The sequence below is a fragment of the Stenotrophomonas sp. FBCC-B152 genome, from assembly GCF_059134105.1.
Map to the genome: position 1 here is coordinate 3,857,043 of NZ_CP101442.1, position 15,684 is coordinate 3,872,726.

Sequence of the window (15,684 nt, forward strand, 5' to 3'; positions counted from 1 at the left end):
GCTCCAGGGGATGGGAGAGATCCACAACAGGCATTGCGCCTGTCGAGGTCTATAAAAGCACCTCGAACATTGATAGTTCGTGAAGGACGCCAATTAATACTGGGGTGAAACCTAAAACATTCATCGAAGAGTCAGTTTATCGGGCCGCAATGAACCAATTCAGCTTATTCAACGTGATTCAGGTCTCAATGCGCCTCATCCCAGTTATCACCGACCCCCGCATCCACCACCAGCGGCACGCGCAATTGAGCTGAAGACGACATCAGCTCGACCACCTGCGTGCGCAAGGTTTCCAGAAACTCGCTTTCGGTTTCGAATACCAGTTCATCGTGCACCTGCAGAATCATCCGGGCGCGGCCGCCCTGGCCCTGCAGCCAGTCGTCCACCTTCACCATGGCCCGTTTGATGATGTCCGCGGCGGTGCCCTGCATGGGCGCATTGATCGCCGCGCGCTCGGCGCCGGCGCGCAGGCCCTGGTTGCGGGCGTGAATATCGTTCAGATACAGCCGGCGCCCTTCGATGGTTTCCACATACCCCTGGTCGCGCGCCTGCTGGCGCATGCGCTCCATGAAATCGCGCACGCCCGGGTAGCGGCTGAAGTACAGCGCCACGTAATCCTGCGCCTGGCCCCGGTCGATGCCCAGGTTGCGGGCCAGCCCGAACGCGCTCATGCCGTACATCAGGCCGAAGTTGATGGCCTTGGCGGCGCGGCGCTCGTTCGGGGTGACCTCGTCCAGCGCGCGGCTGAACACCTCCGCCGCCGTGGCACGATGCACGTCCACCCCCTGTTCGAAGGCACGTACCAGGCCCGGGTCCTCGGACAGGTGGGCCATGATCCGCAGTTCGATCTGCGAGTAATCGCAGGCCAGCAGCTTGTGCCCCGGCGGGGCCACGAAGGCGCGGCGGATGCGGCGGCCGTCCTCGGTGCGGATCGGGATGTTCTGCAGGTTCGGGTCCGACGAGGAGAGCCGGCCGGTGGCCGCGCCGGACTGGTGATAGCTGGTGTGGACCCGGCCGGTGTCGGGGTTGACCATCTCCGGCAGCTTGTCGGTGTAGGTGCTGCGCAGCTTGGCCAGCCCGCGGTACTCCAGGATGACTCGCGGCAGCTCGTGCTGCTCGGCGATCGCCTCCAGCGCCTCTTCATTGGTGCTGGGCTGGCCCTTGGGGGTCTTCACCAGCGCCGGCAGCTTCAGTTCGTCGAACAGCACCGCCTGCAGCTGCTTGGGCGAGTCCAGGCTGAAGGTGCGCCCGGCCAGCTCTGTGGCCTTCTGCTGGGCCGCCAGCATGCGCGCCCCCAGGTCCTGGCTCTGCCGGCGCAGCTCGGCGCTGTCGATGTACACGCCGTTGGCCTCGATCCGGGCCAGCACGGGCACCAGCGGCATTTCGATGCTGCGGTACACGTTGTCCAGCGACGCCGATTCCAGCAGCTGCGGGTGCAGCACGCGGTGCAGGCGCAGGGTGATGTCGGCATCTTCGGCGGCATAGCGGCTGGCTTCGTCCAGCCCCACCTGCGAGAACGGGATCTGCTTGGCGCCCTTGCCGGCCACGTCCTCGAACTTGATGGTGCTGTAGCCCAGGTAGCGCATCGCCAGCGAATCCATGTCGTGGCGGGTGGCGGTGGAATTGAGCACGAAGCTTTCGAGCATGGTGTCGTCGTGGTAGCCCTGCACGTTCACGCCATGGCGGCGCAGCACGTGCAGGTCGTACTTGCCGTGCTGGCCGAGCTTCTTCTTGTCCGGGTTTTCCAGCACCGGGCGCAGCGCGTCCAGCACCTGCTGGCGCGGCAGCTGGGCCGGGGCGCCGGGGTAGTCATGTCCGACCGGGATGTAGGCGGCGCGGCCGGGCTCGACCGCCAGGCTGATGCCCACCAGGTTGGCGCGCATGGCATCCAGCGCGTCGGTCTCGGTATCGAAGGCGACCAGCTCGGCCGCCTCGGCGCGGGCCACCCAGGCCTGCAGCTGTTCGGTGGTGAGCACCGTTTCGTAGTCGCCCGGGGCGGACAGGGCCGCGTCCGGCACGGGCGCCGGCTCGCTGGCCGCGCCACGGGCGTAGCCGGCGGCGGTACCGCGCAGGCTCACCGGCGCGTCGCTGGCAGCCGTCGGGGCCGGCACCGGGCCGCCCAGTTCCTTCAGCGCCTGGGTGAAGCCGTAACGCAGGTACAGCTCGCCCAGCGCGGGCACGTCCGGGTCGCGCAGGGCCAGCGTCTGCGGGGTGGCATCCAGCGGCACGTCGGTGCGGATGGTGACCAGTTCGCGGTTGAGCGGCAGGCGCTCCAGCGCCGCGCGCAGGTTTTCGCCGATCTTGCCCTTCATGCCGGGCGCGGCGGCCATGACCCCGTCCAGGGTCTGGTACTCGGCCAGCCACTTGGCGGCGGTCTTGGGGCCGCACTTCTCCACGCCGGGCACGTTGTCCACGGTGTCGCCCATCAGCGCCAGCAGGTCGACGATCTGGTCGGCGCGCACGCCGAACTTGTCCATTACCGTGGCATCCGAATCCATGCGGCTGCCGGTCATGGTGTTGACCAGCTCGATGCCCGGGCGGACCAGCTGGGCGAAGTCCTTGTCACCGGTGGAGATGGTGACCGTCATCCCGTCGCGGTGGCCCTGCAGCGCCAGCGTGCCGATCACATCGTCGGCTTCCACGCCGGGAATGCGCAGGATGGTCAGGCCCAGCGCCTCGACGATCTGGCACATCGGCTCGATCTGCGGGCGCAGGTCGTCGGGCATCGGCGGCCGGTTGGCCTTGTAGTCGGCGTACAGGTCGTCACGGAAGGTCTTGCCGGGCGCGTCGACCACAAAGGCCACGTACTCGGGTCGCTCCTTCAGGGTGGCGCGCAGCATGTTGACCACGCCGAACAGCGCGCCGGTGGGCTCACCGGCAGCGTTGGTCAGCGGCGGAAGCGCGTGGAACGCGCGATACAGGTAACTGGACCCGTCAATCAGGACTAATCGGCTCATGCGACGATTCTACGCGCCCCGCCGGGGCCATTCCCGGCACCGGCATCACCGGTCATCGGGCATAATCGAGACTCCCCCGACCCAGGAACCATGGCCCATGAAAACTCTGCTGCTGGCTGGCCTGCTCGTGTTGGCTGGTTGTGCGACCACCGGTGGTGCGGGCGTGCCCCCGGTCGATGTGAAGGGGGCCGATATCGCCAAGCGGGTCATGGACAACGGCGATGTGATCGAGGAATACCGGGTCAGTGGCCAGCTGCGCATGGTCAAGGTCACCCCGTCGCGTGGCGCGCCGTATTACATGTACGAAGGCAGCCAGCACAGCGGCGTGGACCGGAGCAAGGATGGCACCTCGCCGGTGTACTGGAAGCTCTACAGCTGGTGAGCAGGCCCTGCCGTACCCGATGACGACTCCTGAACGACGCAAGCCCATCGACCCCGCCGCCCTGCGTGCGGGGCTGAATGACGAGCAGCGCCAGGCCGTGGACACCCTGGAGCATTTCGGCTGGTCGCTGCGCTTCGTGCGCCGCCCGCTGTTCCGCGACCCGATCCCGGTGCTGTTCGACCGGGCCGGGGAACGCTACGTGGTGGTGCAGCCCGACGGCAGCCTGGACGAGTCGATGGCGTTGAAGCTGCGCCCGTAGATCACCGGATGACCAGCACCGGCACGGTGCTGCGTGCGAGCACTTCGGCGGTCTGGCTGCCGAGCAGCACCCGGGTCACGCCGCGGCGGCCGTGCGAGGTCATCACGATCAGGTCGCTGTTGCGCTCCATGGCCGTGTCGATGATGCCGTCGGCGGCATAGCGGTCCAGCACGTGCACGGTGGTGGCGCGCAGGCCCTGCGCCTCGCAGGCGGCCTTGGCAGGCGCCAGCACTTTCTCTGCGGTCTCTTCGCGGTCGGCTTTGTACTCGGGGCTGTTCATGTAGCCCACGCTCCAGCCCATGGCGTCATACATGCCGACGGCCCAGGGCTCGGAGACAGTGACGATATCGATTTCGGCGTTGAGGTCGCGGGCCAGTTCCAGCCCCTTGAGCAGGCCCTTTTCGGACAGCTCGGAGCCATCGGTGGCAATCAGGATCCGCTTGTACATGGCACGCTCCTTGGCAAAGGCAGTGGGGACACCATTGCACACCCGGCGTGGAGAGCACGCCTTGAGGCGGATCAATCCGTGCGGTCGGCCGGGGCGCCGAGCATGGCCTGCGCGGCGTCGGTGAGTTCCTGCCGGACCCTCGCCGCGCGGTCGGGATCGGCCTGCACCCAGTCGGCGATCTGCACCGGATCGAACCGCGCCAGCAGGGCGTCGCGGCGGCGGAGCAGGTGTTCGGCCAGCTCGGCGGCCGTGGGCCACGCTGCCCCCGCCTCGCCAGGCAACCCCGGCCAGTGCCGCTGGATGACGGCGATGAGCGCAGGCACCGGCAGCAGTTCCAGGCGGTAACCCATTTCGGCAAGCGTATCGGCCACGGCAGGATCAAGGGCGAGCGGTGGCCGGAACAGCGTGGCGATGCTCTCGGACTGGAACCCATAGGGCCAGGCGCTGACATCCTGCAGGGGCCCGGGATCGCTGCACATCGCATCGAGATGACCGACGTTGGTCATATATGCCAGCGGAATCGGGAACAACGACGGCGGGCGTTGTGCGATGGCCACCGCCTGGCTGGCCGCTTTGGGCAGCATCGCGCCCGTCTGCAGGTTGCGGAAGCCGAGCGGCCCGCAGGAGCCGAAATCCAGCGACATGCCCACCCGCACCCCGTCCCGGAGGGTGTAGCCGAAGTTCTCCAGCCGGTAGTTGAGCTGGTCCCAGTTGCACAGCCAGCGCGAGGCGATGAAATGACGCAGCTGTTCGCAGCGCAGTGGCGCCGGCAACAGGCGGTTCATCGCGTCCAGTGCGTTGAACCGGCGCTGGTCGTTGGCGGCGTGCTGTTGGGCTTCCTCGCCGCGCAGTGCCCACCACTCAACCCCGGCGTTGTTCGGCAGCTTGGCGTTGTCGGATACGGCCTGCGCATGGCCGGCCCCTAGCGCCTCGTAGGCGCTGCGCGCTGAAGGATCGGCCGCCGCGACCAGCGCCGCAGCCGCGTCACTGACCAGGAAGTCGCCCAGGTCCTGGAAATCCGCCTCGAAGCGTGAGCCGACATGCTGGGTACCGGTCGGCAGGCCCTCGACAGCCGCCACCAGCCCGGTGTCCGGAGCGACCAGCCCGGTGAGCTGGAACAGTTTGCCCAGCGTGACTTCCATGGCGCTGCAATGCGCGTCGGCGGTTGCCTTGACCCGCCAGCGCTCGGCCCCGCGTGTGACGATCACGGCGGGTTGGCTGCCGGGCCCGTGCCAAGGCCGGGTTGTGCAGTCGGCCAGGTCGAGCATCTGCGGCACCTGGGTCGGCGCATTCTGTAGATGTGACAACGCCAACACGGGTAGCGACCCGCGCCGCGCGCGGGCGTCGTCGGGCATGCCGGCGAGGGACCGGAGCGAAGACGTCCGCTGGATCGCGTTGCTGATCAAGGCCCATGCCGGTGCTGGAGTGGGCTCGGACACTAACAGTGTTCCGCTCTCCCACCGCTCGGACTGGTTGCAAAGCTCAGTTCAGCAGCGGCGAACGCCGGCGCGGTGGGCGCGTCCGGGTCGCGAGGGCAGCCACCACCGCGACGGCCGCAGCGGTCACCCAGAAGCCCCAGCCCTGCAGCAGCAGGTCACGCGCGCCACTTGGCGGCGCGCAGCGCATCCGCAGCAGGTCCAGGCTGCCACCGCCGTCCAGGCAGGCGGCCACATGCTCGAACAGGGCCAGTACCGGTGCCGCCCAGCCCGCCGACAGCGTCAGCGCGACCAGTGCAGCCATCAGGTACGGGATTCCCTTGTTCATGTGTGTGCTCCCAGCAGACAGCGCCAGACTCTGGGCGCCTGCCCGGGACGCCACAAGGAGCACGCGACGAACCGTGTGAAATCCGGGATGAGTCGCGTTTCACCGGGAACGAAGCGGACGCGCCGGGGAGGGGATGACCCTTTCCCGCGCGGCGTTGGGCACCTTCATCGGCTTCCCGTCACCCTTATGGCGAAGGCGCCAGCCGAGGCGTGCCGCACCAGCCGCCTGTCTGGGAAGCAATAATGCTGCACCAGTGAATTGAAACGTGGACAGGGGGAAACAATGAGGTCAATCGTCGCCGCAACACTGCTACTCATCCTGACAGGCTGTGGCATGCGCACTGAAATGGTGCGTGTCAATGTTCCGGATGTCCGCGTGAACCCCGAGCAAGGACCCGTCGTCGTTGTAGGCGCCGTGCAGGACGTCCGCAAGGACATCCTGGAAGCTGTACCTACCGCGGACAGGTCAAGAAATGTTGGGGGATTTGCACGTGGGGGCAATGGATCGCTGGTCAATCTTGAATCCGGCACCGTCGCCGACAAGACCCGCGAGATCCTGATCCAGGCGCTACGCAACATGGGTTACAGGACCGCAGCCTCATGCGAGGCTTCATGCACCTACGTGGACGCTTCAATGACGAAGTTCTCGGTCACCATGCCATTCGAGTTCTGGCGAGCGGCCGGATGGTCTCAACGGATGCTGGCAGAGATCTCCATAGACGTTACCTCACGCAGTGACGGTCAGACCAAAAGGTTCACTGCGGAGGGCCACGGCTCCAACGTGTACCAGGTGGTCTCACGAGAGAACTGGGAAATAGCGCTGGAGCGGGCAGTCGCGGATTTGACCGCCAATTTCAAACAATCCATGTCTGGGCAGGGCCAATCCGAGGACATTCCGGACCACCAGCAGTCAGGCCACTGACGGTCCAGTGATCAATTGCATGGCGCCCGCGGCTCAGCCCGGCGCTATGCGAATCGCGTCAGGCGATCTGAACCACCCGCGCGCCCTGGCACAGCGGGTAGGTTGCCACCAGCTCGGCGATGCGCTCGCGCAGGGTCTCGAACGAGGCGCCGTACAGGTACAGCGCGGTTTCGCTCGGGCCCTGCCACCAGCTGCAGACTTCGCCGTGGCCGTCGATGCGCTCGACGATCTGGTCGAACACGTAGTTCGAGTCGCACTGCTCGTAGACCTCGTCGGGCAGGTCGGTGCCATTGAGGTACAGGCCCAGGCCTTCGGTGATGCCGAACGATACATCGGCCTCGCCTTCGCGCTGGATCAGCGAGCCCTTCGGGGCGCCGAGCTGTTCGAGCAGTTCGATGACGGTCGGCAGCGCAGCCGGGTCGTGCAGCTGGATTTCCAGGTCACCGTATTCCACTTCGCCTTCGTCGGTCAGCGCGGTGCCACCGCCCATGATTTCGCCGATGCCGGCAGCTTCAAGCATCGCCTCGAGCGGGTCTTCGAACAGCTGCAGGCGGTGCTCGGGCTGGAGCCGGGCGTTGAGTTTGACGTTGATGGCGACGAGGGAGGTGGACATGGGGCACGCCTGGAAAGGTGGGTGGGTCATTGTAGAGCCACGCCATGGGTGACCCTAAAAGTACGGCACTTTCCCCACCAACAGCAGCCGTCCCGCATTTGGGTCAGGGTGCGGCGTTCTGCAACCCGACCTGGTCACAGAGCTCGATGAATTGGCGCTCAGCCACAGGAGCGCTTGGGCAAGGCGTCCACGCCGCGCGAAGCCCGACCAGATACTCCAACCTGTCATGGAAGAGCTTGAAATCATCAATGTTGTTATCGGCCGTCACCGGCAGGTTCGACTTGAGACCAGGATGGAACATCCCTGCAGGTTCGGCGTTGAGATACGTGAAGCGCGCGCGCGTCCCGCCTGCTTCCTCGTCGAACGTCACGTCGTACCAGGTAGCTCCTTGCGCCTGCACTTTTGAAAACGACGTCGTACTTCCGACGTACCCAATGCGGTTGGCGATGTAGCTGTAGGAGTGCCTGGCGCGAACTTCATTCTCCTTCACCTCCACCCTGATCCTGTCCGGCGCGAGCAGGGTCAAGGCCTTCTCTGCCGCCGACTTCAGCTCTACTGCGCTTTTGCCCGGGTAGAAGCGGCTGGACGCCGCTGTCTGTTCGGGAGTGACCTTCCTGGCGACTGTTCCACAGCCACTGATGAGTGACACGACAGCGATGATCGCAATTGCTCGCACGATGTACATTCCTTTGCAGGTGTTTCGGTGGGGTGCCGTCCGGCAGGGGGGAAATTATGAGGGCACAAGGTGCCAGCCGGCATAGGGCAATTCCCTACACGCTTGCAATAACCATCCATCGTTTACCTACGCGGACCGCCATCGCACGGCCCTAGAGGTGCGGAACTACCTTCTTTTTCAGCAGTTCGACCAGTGCCGGCGCCATGAAGTCGTAGTCGTCCGGAATATCCAGGCAGATCACCCGCTTCCCGTTCAACCACTGCCGGTACCGGCTGGCCAACCGGGTGCGGTGCGCCCGCTCCATCACGAAGATGACCTCCGCCCACTGCAGCAGCTCCGGGCTCACCGGCACATCCGCATCGGCGAGCACGCCGGCCGACGCGGTTTCCACGCCAGGCCAGTCGGCGAATACCTGCTCAGCGGTCGGGCTGCGCAGGCGGTTCTGGCTGCAGAGGAAAAGCACATGGCGGGTCATCCGTGACACGCCCGGTCAGATCACGGTGAGGTTGGCGTAGGCCATCACCAGCCACTTGCTGCCGGCCTCGGCGAACTCCACCTGCACGCGCGCGTGCGCGCCGCTGCCTTCGTAGTCGGTCACCATGCCTTCGCCGAAGCGGGCGTGGGTGACCATCGCGCCCAACTTGAGCGGCGGCGCTTCCAGCGCAGCGTGGCCGGCCGGGCGGCTGGCACCGAGCGAGGCACCACGCGAGACCTGCACCTTGGGGCGCACTTCGTTGAGCAGCTCACGCGGGATCTCGCGCAGGAAGCGCGAGGGCACGTTGTAGTTTTCCTGGCCGTGGATGCGGCGCGATTCGGCGTAGCTGAGCACCAGCTTCTGGCGCGCGCGGGTAATGCCCACGTAGGCCAGGCGGCGCTCTTCTTCCAACCGCCCGCTTTCTTCCAGCGAACGCGCGCTCGGGAACAGGCCATCTTCCATGCCGGCCAGGAACACCAGCGGGAATTCCAGGCCCTTGGCCGAATGCAGCGTCATCAGCTGCACGCCCTCCTCACCCGCCTGGGCCTGGCCTTCGCCGGCTTCCAGTGAGGCGTAGGACAGGAAGGCGACCAGCTCGCTCATGGTCTCGCCGGTTTCCTCGATGTCGTCCTCGCGCCGGGTGAAGCGCGAGGCCACCGAGACCAGCTCGTCCAGGTTGTCCGCGCGCGATTCCGAATCCAGCGCGTTGCGGCTTTCCTTGGACCAGTGCTCGCGCAAGCCCGAGCGGATCAGCACGTGGTCGATGCGCTCGGCCAGGGTCATCTCGCCGGCTTCGGCATGCAGCTGGTTGACCAGGGTGAGGAAGCCTGCCAGCGCGTTGCGCGCGCGGGCGGCCAGCTCGTTGCCCTGGGTGGTGAGCATGGTGGCTTCCCACAGCGAGATCGCCTGGGTGCGCGCCAGCCGGCGCACTTCGTCCAGGGTGCGGTCGCCGATACCGCGCGTCGGTGTGTTGACCGCGCGCTCGAAGGCGGCGTCATCGTTGCGGTTGGTCATCAACCGCAGGTAGGCCAGCGCGTCCTTGATTTCGGCGCGCTCGAAGAAGCGCATGCCGCCATACACGCGGTACGGCACCTGCTCGGAGAGCAGCGCTTCTTCGAATGCACGCGACTGCGCGTTGCTGCGGTAGAGCACGGCGGCGTCGCCATAGCTGCCGCCATCGCGCACCCACTGGCGCGCGCGCTCGACCACGTAACGCGCCTCGTCCATTTCGTTGTAGGCCGCGTACAGGTCGATGGGGTCGCCATCGCCACTGTCGGTCCACAGTTCCTTGCCGATCCGGTCCGGGTTGTGCGCGATCACCGCATTGGCCGCGCCCAGGATGTTGGCGCTGGAGCGGTAGTTCTGCTCCAGGCGCACGGTCTGCGCGCCGGGGAAATCCTTCAGGAAGCGCTGTACGTTCTCGACCTTGGCGCCGCGCCAGCCGTAGATGGCCTGGTCATCGTCGCCGACCACGAACACGTGGCCGCTGTCGCCGGCCAGCACGCGCACGAAGGCGTACTGGATGGCGTTGGTGTCCTGGAACTCGTCCACCAGGATCTCGCGGAAGCGCGAGCGGTAGTGGGCCAGCAGCGCCGGGTTGTCGCGCAGCAGTTCGTGCGCGCGCAGCAGCAGCTCGGCGAAGTCGACGAGGCCGGCACGGTCGCAACGCTCCTGGTAGGCCGCGTAGGCCTGGCGCATGGTTTCCAGCCAGGCATCGTTCGGCTCGGGCTGGATGTGCTGCGGGCGGCGGCCTTCGTCTTTCTGCTCGTTGATCCACCACGCGATCTGCTTGGGCGGGTGCTTGCTGTCGTCGATTTCCAGCTGCTGCACCACGCGCTTGACCAGCCGCAGCTGGTCGTCCGAATCCAGCACCTGGAAGCTGTCGGGCAGCTTGGCTTCCTGGTAGTGCAGGCGCAGCAGGCGATGGGCCAGGCCGTGGAAGGTGCCGATCCACGCGCCACGGCTGCCCTGCGGCAGCTGCACGTCGATGCGGTGGCGCATTTCGCCGGCGGCCTTGTTGGTGAAGGTCACCGCGAAAATGCCATGGGTGGGCACGCCGCAGACTTCATTGAGCCAGGCGATGCGGTGGATCAGTACGCGGGTCTTGCCGGAACCGGCACCGGCAAGCACCAGATGGTGGCCAGGCGGGGCGGACACAGCTTCGCGCTGAGCGGGGTTGAGCCCGTCGAGCAGGTGGGAGACATCCATGCGCTCATTTTACCCCGCCCGCCGCCCCACGGGGGCCGGCCAGCCAACCGGTAGGTCACGACCGTGGGTCGTGACCCGACGCTGCCATGGCGGCCTGTTGCGCCTGAATCCGAAGCTCAGGAATGGCCAGGCTTTCCCACAGGGTGCCGATGCGCAGGCTGCCCACCAGCTGCACGCCCGGCTGCGGCCTGCCCTGCGCATCCAGCAGGAACCCTGCCCCGTCGCTGTCCAGCCCCAGCCCATGCGGGCCGGTGCGCGCATGGCCATCGGCCAGCAGCTGCTGCAGCAGCGGGTTGCGCATGGCCAACGCGCGGGTTTCCACGCCGGTGGCGTTGATGACCGCGCCTACGTTCAGCGGCTGCATGCCGCCCTGCGGCCCGTGCGCGTGCAGCTGCAACGTACCGTCCAGCACCAGCACCGCATCCAGCCGCGCACGGTGGCGCTGCAGCTGGCCCGATTGCTCCAGTTCCGCCAGCTGCGCATGCACGGTTTCGGCAATGCGGTGGCGGTGCACGTCCCAGTAGCGCACCACGTGGCGCAGGAAACGGCGCTGGTCAGCCGCATCGAGTCCCTGCCACAGCGCCTGGCCCAGAGGACGGATGCGGTCCATCACGCCCTGCCACGGAATGCCCTTCGCCGCCGCGTCGCGCACATGGCCGCGCAGCGCGCGCATGCGGGCGCGCAGTGGCATCGCCAGCAGCGGCTGCGGATCGAACTTGGCGATGCCGCCGTGCGCGTGTGGCAGGGGCAGCAGTGCGTGCCGCGACAGCACGTGGATGCGGCCGCGATGACCCGCCGTGGCCAATGCCACCACGCTGTCGGCCATGCTCAGGCCCGAGCCGATGATGGCCAGGTCGCCATCGCCGGCCAGCAGGCGTACGCCGTCGTAATCCCATGCATCGACCACACGGCCGGGCGGCAGGGCCTCGGCGCCGGGCGCGGGCAACGGGCGCATGCTGTTGCCGCAGGCCAGGACCACCTGCGGCGCTTGCCACTGCCCGCCGTCGGCCAGCAGCAGTGTGTGCAACGGCATGCCCGGCACCAGGGAGACGACCGGAGCGTGCACCACCTGCAGCTGCGCCGGGCTCTGCGCCTCGGCGTCGGCAAGGCGATGCTGCAGGTACGCCGCGTAATGGCGGCGCGGAACAAAGGTCTCGGCCAGTGCATCGCGCGACAGGCCCGGCAATGCGTCGGCCTGCAGCAGGTAATCGACGAAATCACCCGGCTGCTCGGGCAGGCCGCTCATCTTGCCGGCCGGCACGTTGAGCAGGTGCTCCGGCCACGGCGTGGCGTAGGCGATGCCCTGGGCCAGCGTGGACGCGGGCTCGAACAGGACCACCTGCAGCGGCACCGTGGCGCTGCGCAGCGCGTTGAGCGCGACCAGCACACCGGCCGCACCGCCGCCGATGATGGCCAGGTCGGCCTGGAGCATGGGTTCGGAGTCGGTCATGGCCGCATTGTAGGACATGCGCCCGCAACGCCCCGTGCGCTACATCAGCGCATCGGCCAGCCGTGCGATGCCTTCGCGGCTGCGTCGCCACGCGGGCCGCAGCCGCCACGCCTTCAGGTCGAGCTGGCGCGACTGCCGCAGGTAGTCGTCTTCGATCTCGATCAGCTGTCGCACCAGCCCCCGGTCGTAGCAGAGCATGCCGATTTCGGCGTTGAGCGCGAACGAGCGGATGTCCAGGTTGATCGAGCCGACCAGCGCGATGTCCTCGTCCACGGTGAGGTGCTTGGCATGCAGGAAATGCGGCTCGTACAGCGCCACGCGCACACCGGCGCGCAGCAGTTCGTCGTAATACGCCTCCTGCGCCCAGGCGGTGAGGTGCTGGTTGTTGCTGGCCGACAGGATCAGCTGCACCTGCACCCCCGACAGCGCGGCGATGCGCAGCGCGCTCAGGGTGGCCTCATCCGGCACGAAGTACGGGGTGACCAGCACGATGCGGCGGCGTGCGAGGTGGATCAGCGCGTTCACCGCATCGCGCGCGTTGCTGAAGGGGTAGGCCGGGCCGCTGGGCAGCAGCTGGGTGGGCACGTCATCGGCGCAGACCGGTTCGACCATCATCACTTCCAGGCGCTGGCCGGTTTCCATGTACCAGTCGCTGGCGAACACCGCCTCCAGGTGCGCCACCGCCGGGCCACGCACCCGCGCCACCAGTTCGCGGTTGGGGTAGCCGGGCACGAAGCCGGGCTGGGCCAGGTTCTGCGAGCCGATGTAGCCGACCCGGTTGTCGATCACCGCGATCTTGCGGTGGTTGCGCAGGTCCATGCGCCCGCTGCGGCGCCAGCGCAGCCCGCCGGGCAGCATGGCGCGCACGTCAACGCCCAGCGCCTGCAGGCGGTGCCGGTAGCGGCGCAGGCCGCGCTTGGCGCCCACCGCATCCAGCAGCAGGCGGCAGTGCACGCCACGCGCGGCGGCGCGTTGCAGGGCCTCCACCACCGCTTCGCCCACCGCGTCGTCGAACATCAGGTAGTACAGCAGGTGCACGCGGTCGCGGGCCTGGTCGATATCGTCGATGAGCGCCTGCAGCGAGGCGTCGTAATCGGTCAGCAGCTCCACCGCGTTGCCATGCACGGGCATGAAGTCGCCCTGGCGCTCGATCAGCGGCACCATTTCGGCGGTGGCGGTATCGGGCACCGGGTTCCAGCGCAGCGGCGGCTGCAGCGCCTGCTCCTCGCGGATCACCTGCGAGGCCTCGGCCTGGCGCTGCACGCGCTGGCGCGACAGCCAGGGGTGGCCGAACAGGAGGTACAGCGGCAGGCCCAGCAGGGGTACGAAGCCGACCAGCAGCAGCCAGCTGCGCGCGGCGCCGGGCGTGGTGCGGCTGGGAATCCAGAACAGCGCGGCCAGCCGGATCAGCCAGTCCAGCATCAGCAGCCATGAACCCAGCAGCCATTCGAACAGCATCGGTTCGCCCGTTTGGGGTGTGCCGGCATTCTGCCATGGCCGGCGTGCACGTCCCCGGAAACGAAAAAACCCGCCGTGAGGCGGGTTCTTCCTTGGCCATCGAGCAACCCCGTGAGGGATTACTTGATCTTGCCTTCCTTGTACGGGACGTGCTTGCGCACGACCGGATCGTACTTCGAGAATTCCATCTTCCCGGGGGTGTTCTTCTTGTTCTTGTCGGTCGTGTAGAAGTGACCGGTACCGGCGGTCGAAATCATACGGACCTTATCGCGCTTGCCTGCCATGATCGTCTACTCCTCAGACCTTTTCGCCGCGCGCACGCAGCTCAGCCAGAACGGAATCGATGCCGTTCTTGTCGATGGTGCGCAGTGCATGCGCGGAAACACGAAGCTTGACCCAGCGGTTTTCGCTGGCGACCCAGAAGCGGCGCTCGTGCAGGTTGGGCAGGAAACGGCGACGGGTCTTGTTGTTGGCGTGCGAGACGTTGTTACCCGTCTGCACTCGCTTGCCGGAAACTTGGCATACGCGGGACATTGCGCACCTCGATGAAAGTATGTGTCAGCCCATAGCCCGGGCGACGGCGGCCTCGACGGTTTCCCGCCACACGTCATGAGAATCAAAGGGTTACGCTGACGAGGGCAGACCGGATGACGTGTTCCCGGCCGCCAATCCGGACAAATCCGGACACAGCGAGCCGCGCATTATGCCGGAGCCGCCCCGTGGGTGCAAGTTGTCCACAACCGACCTGGCCCGCCGTGGCTGAACGGCCTGCCCCCTCCCTGCACGCCACGGTCGCAGAGGGTGGCGATACTGGCCCCTCTACCCGGGAGGATGGCATGCGGCTGCTGGCGGTGACCTATGGAACAGAAGGCGACTCCCGGCCGCTGGTGATGCTGTGCCATGGGCTGCAGGCGGCTGGACATGAGGTGATGGTGCTGGCCGAGGGTGGCACGCTGGGCAGCGCGCAGGCGCTGGGCGTTCCGCATGCGGCGCTCGAAGGCGACATCCACGACGAGGTGGTGGCGCTGGTGTCGCGGGGCAACGACATGGCTGCGGCATCGCGCGGGCTGGCGCGGATGGCGCAGCGGCATGTGCCGGCCTGGACGCGGCAGGCCGATGCTGCCGCGGCTGGGTGCGATGCGGTGTTGACGGGCGGGCTTGCCGCCTTCGTGGGCATGACGGTGGCCGAGCACCACGGGGTGCCGGCCATTGGCACCGGGATGATTCCGCTGACCCCGACGCGTGCGTTCCCCTCCCCGTTCCTGCCACGGCTGCCGCTGCCTGGCCTGCTCAACCGGCTCAGCTACGGGCTGGTCAACCAGGCGGTGTGGCGGACCTTCCGCGCACCCATCAACGACGCACGGCGGGCGCTGGGCATGCCGGCGCGACGATCGCTGTGGCGCGGCCTTCCGATGCTGTATGGCATCTCGCCGAGCCTGATGCCGCCGCCTGCGGACTGGCCGGCCAATCACCATGTGTGCGGGCAGTGGCGTGCACCGGATGCGGACTGGCAGCCAACACCGGAACTGCAGGCCTTTCTCGATGCGGGCCCGCCGCCGGTGTATGTGGGATTTGGCAGCATGACCGGATTTGATCGCGACACGGTATTGCCTGCGCTGCTGGCGGCACTGGCACCACGCCGCGTGCTGCTGTTCCCGGGGTGGGCAGGCCTTCCAGACGGTCCGTTGCCAACAAACGTATTCGTCATTGGTCCTGTTCCGCACGAAGCGCTGTTCCCACGCTGTTCGGCGGTGATCCATCACGGCGGCAGCGGCACAACGCATTCGGCATGCCGCGCAGGCGTGCCGTCGTTGGTGATGCCGTTCGCGGCAGATCAGTTTTTCTGGGCAGCGCGATTGCAGGAGATCGGCGTCGCTGCCGAACCTCTTTCGCCAAAACGCCTGGACACCGAGACGTTGGGGCGTGCGATTGCCGTTGCCGAGCATGCGGACACGCGGGCACGTGCAGCTGCGTTGGGACGGGCCATGGCGACGGAGGATGGCGTGGCGAAGGCCGTTCGGCTTATCGAGCACGCGCAACGCCCGACCAACGGTCGGGCGCTACGCGGGTGAC

16 protein-coding genes are annotated in these 15,684 nt (G+C 67.2%); 4 read left to right on the top strand and 12 right to left on the bottom strand.

The window, feature by feature from the left end; genetic code table 11:
* Positions 1 to 185: 185 nt before the first annotated feature.
* Positions 186 to 2,957, bottom strand: a complete 2,772-nt coding sequence (polA, locus tag NMB40_RS17615) for a DNA polymerase I (protein WP_494359267.1) — start codon at positions 2,955 to 2,957, stop codon at positions 186 to 188.
* A 97-nt stretch (positions 2,958 to 3,054) separates the two neighbouring features.
* On the opposite strand from polA, the gene NMB40_RS17620 reads away from it, so the two are divergent.
* Positions 3,055 to 3,339, top strand: a complete 285-nt coding sequence (locus NMB40_RS17620) for a DUF2782 domain-containing protein (protein ID WP_448143873.1) — start codon at positions 3,055 to 3,057, stop codon at positions 3,337 to 3,339.
* 19 nt (positions 3,340 to 3,358) lie between these two features.
* Positions 3,359 to 3,598: a hypothetical protein gene (locus NMB40_RS17625; RefSeq protein ID WP_068854463.1), complete on the top strand. Its 240-nt coding sequence runs from the start codon at positions 3,359 to 3,361 to the stop codon at positions 3,596 to 3,598.
* 1 nt (position 3,599) lies between these two features.
* Here NMB40_RS17625 and NMB40_RS17630 read toward each other — a convergent pair whose 3' ends face one another.
* The 3 genes from NMB40_RS17630 to NMB40_RS17640 all read right to left on the bottom strand — a co-directional run bounded on the left by NMB40_RS17630 (position 3,600) and on the right by NMB40_RS17640 (position 5,810).
* Positions 3,600 to 4,046 carry a universal stress protein gene (locus NMB40_RS17630; protein ID WP_068847830.1) on the bottom strand — a complete coding sequence of 149 codons (447 nt, stop codon included), beginning with the start codon at positions 4,044 to 4,046 and terminating at the stop codon, positions 3,600 to 3,602.
* Between the two features lie 71 nt (positions 4,047 to 4,117).
* A complete protein-coding gene (locus NMB40_RS17635) occupies positions 4,118 to 5,401 on the bottom strand; it encodes a hypothetical protein (protein ID WP_494359268.1) in 1,284 nt (427 codons plus the stop codon).
* Between the two features lie 127 nt (positions 5,402 to 5,528).
* Complete coding sequence (locus NMB40_RS17640; RefSeq protein WP_494359269.1) at positions 5,529 to 5,810, bottom strand: hypothetical protein; 282 nt, start codon at positions 5,808 to 5,810, stop codon at positions 5,529 to 5,531.
* Between the two features lie 282 nt (positions 5,811 to 6,092).
* Between NMB40_RS17640 and NMB40_RS17645 the strand changes: the two genes are divergently transcribed.
* Positions 6,093 to 6,731, top strand: coding sequence for a hypothetical protein (locus NMB40_RS17645; RefSeq protein WP_494359270.1), 639 nt, complete (start codon positions 6,093 to 6,095; stop codon positions 6,729 to 6,731).
* Positions 6,732 to 6,789: 58 nt separating this feature from the next.
* On the opposite strand, the gene NMB40_RS17650 is transcribed toward NMB40_RS17645, so the two are convergent.
* The 8 genes from NMB40_RS17650 to rpmB all read right to left on the bottom strand — a co-directional run bounded on the left by NMB40_RS17650 (position 6,790) and on the right by rpmB (position 14,145).
* Positions 6,790 to 7,344, bottom strand: coding sequence for a hypothetical protein (locus tag NMB40_RS17650; RefSeq protein ID WP_494359271.1), 555 nt, complete (start codon positions 7,342 to 7,344; stop codon positions 6,790 to 6,792).
* 103 nt (positions 7,345 to 7,447) lie between these two features.
* Entirely contained in the window at positions 7,448 to 8,029 is a 582-nt protein-coding gene (locus NMB40_RS17655; RefSeq protein WP_494359272.1) for a hypothetical protein, read from the bottom strand.
* A 142-nt stretch (positions 8,030 to 8,171) separates the two neighbouring features.
* Positions 8,172 to 8,495, bottom strand: a complete 324-nt coding sequence (locus NMB40_RS17660; RefSeq protein WP_494359273.1) for a low molecular weight protein tyrosine phosphatase family protein — start codon at positions 8,493 to 8,495, stop codon at positions 8,172 to 8,174.
* A 15-nt stretch (positions 8,496 to 8,510) separates the two neighbouring features.
* Positions 8,511 to 10,703: a DNA helicase II gene (gene uvrD / locus NMB40_RS17665; protein ID WP_282243539.1), complete on the bottom strand. Its 2,193-nt coding sequence runs from the start codon at positions 10,701 to 10,703 to the stop codon at positions 8,511 to 8,513.
* A 55-nt stretch (positions 10,704 to 10,758) separates the two neighbouring features.
* The gene (locus NMB40_RS17670; protein WP_494359274.1) at positions 10,759 to 12,171 is read right to left on the bottom strand and encodes an FAD/NAD(P)-binding protein; all 1,413 of its coding nucleotides are present in this window, start codon (positions 12,169 to 12,171) and stop codon (positions 10,759 to 10,761) included.
* A 21-nt stretch (positions 12,172 to 12,192) separates the two neighbouring features.
* Positions 12,193 to 13,611 (bottom strand): cardiolipin synthase, encoded by a 1,419-nt coding sequence (gene cls, locus NMB40_RS17675; protein ID WP_448143883.1) that lies wholly within the window; start codon positions 13,609 to 13,611, stop codon positions 12,193 to 12,195.
* Between the two features lie 119 nt (positions 13,612 to 13,730).
* On the bottom strand, positions 13,731 to 13,898 hold the full coding sequence (gene rpmG, locus NMB40_RS17680) for a 50S ribosomal protein L33 (protein ID WP_170272460.1): 168 nt from the start codon (positions 13,896 to 13,898) through the stop codon (positions 13,731 to 13,733).
* 10 nt (positions 13,899 to 13,908) lie between these two features.
* Positions 13,909 to 14,145, bottom strand: coding sequence for a 50S ribosomal protein L28 (rpmB, locus tag NMB40_RS17685; protein ID WP_005411638.1), 237 nt, complete (start codon positions 14,143 to 14,145; stop codon positions 13,909 to 13,911).
* Between the two features lie 302 nt (positions 14,146 to 14,447).
* On the opposite strand from rpmB, the gene NMB40_RS17690 reads away from it, so the two are divergent.
* Positions 14,448 to 15,683 (top strand): glycosyltransferase, encoded by a 1,236-nt coding sequence (locus NMB40_RS17690; RefSeq protein ID WP_494359275.1) that lies wholly within the window; start codon positions 14,448 to 14,450, stop codon positions 15,681 to 15,683.
* Position 15,684: the final 1 nt, after the last annotated feature.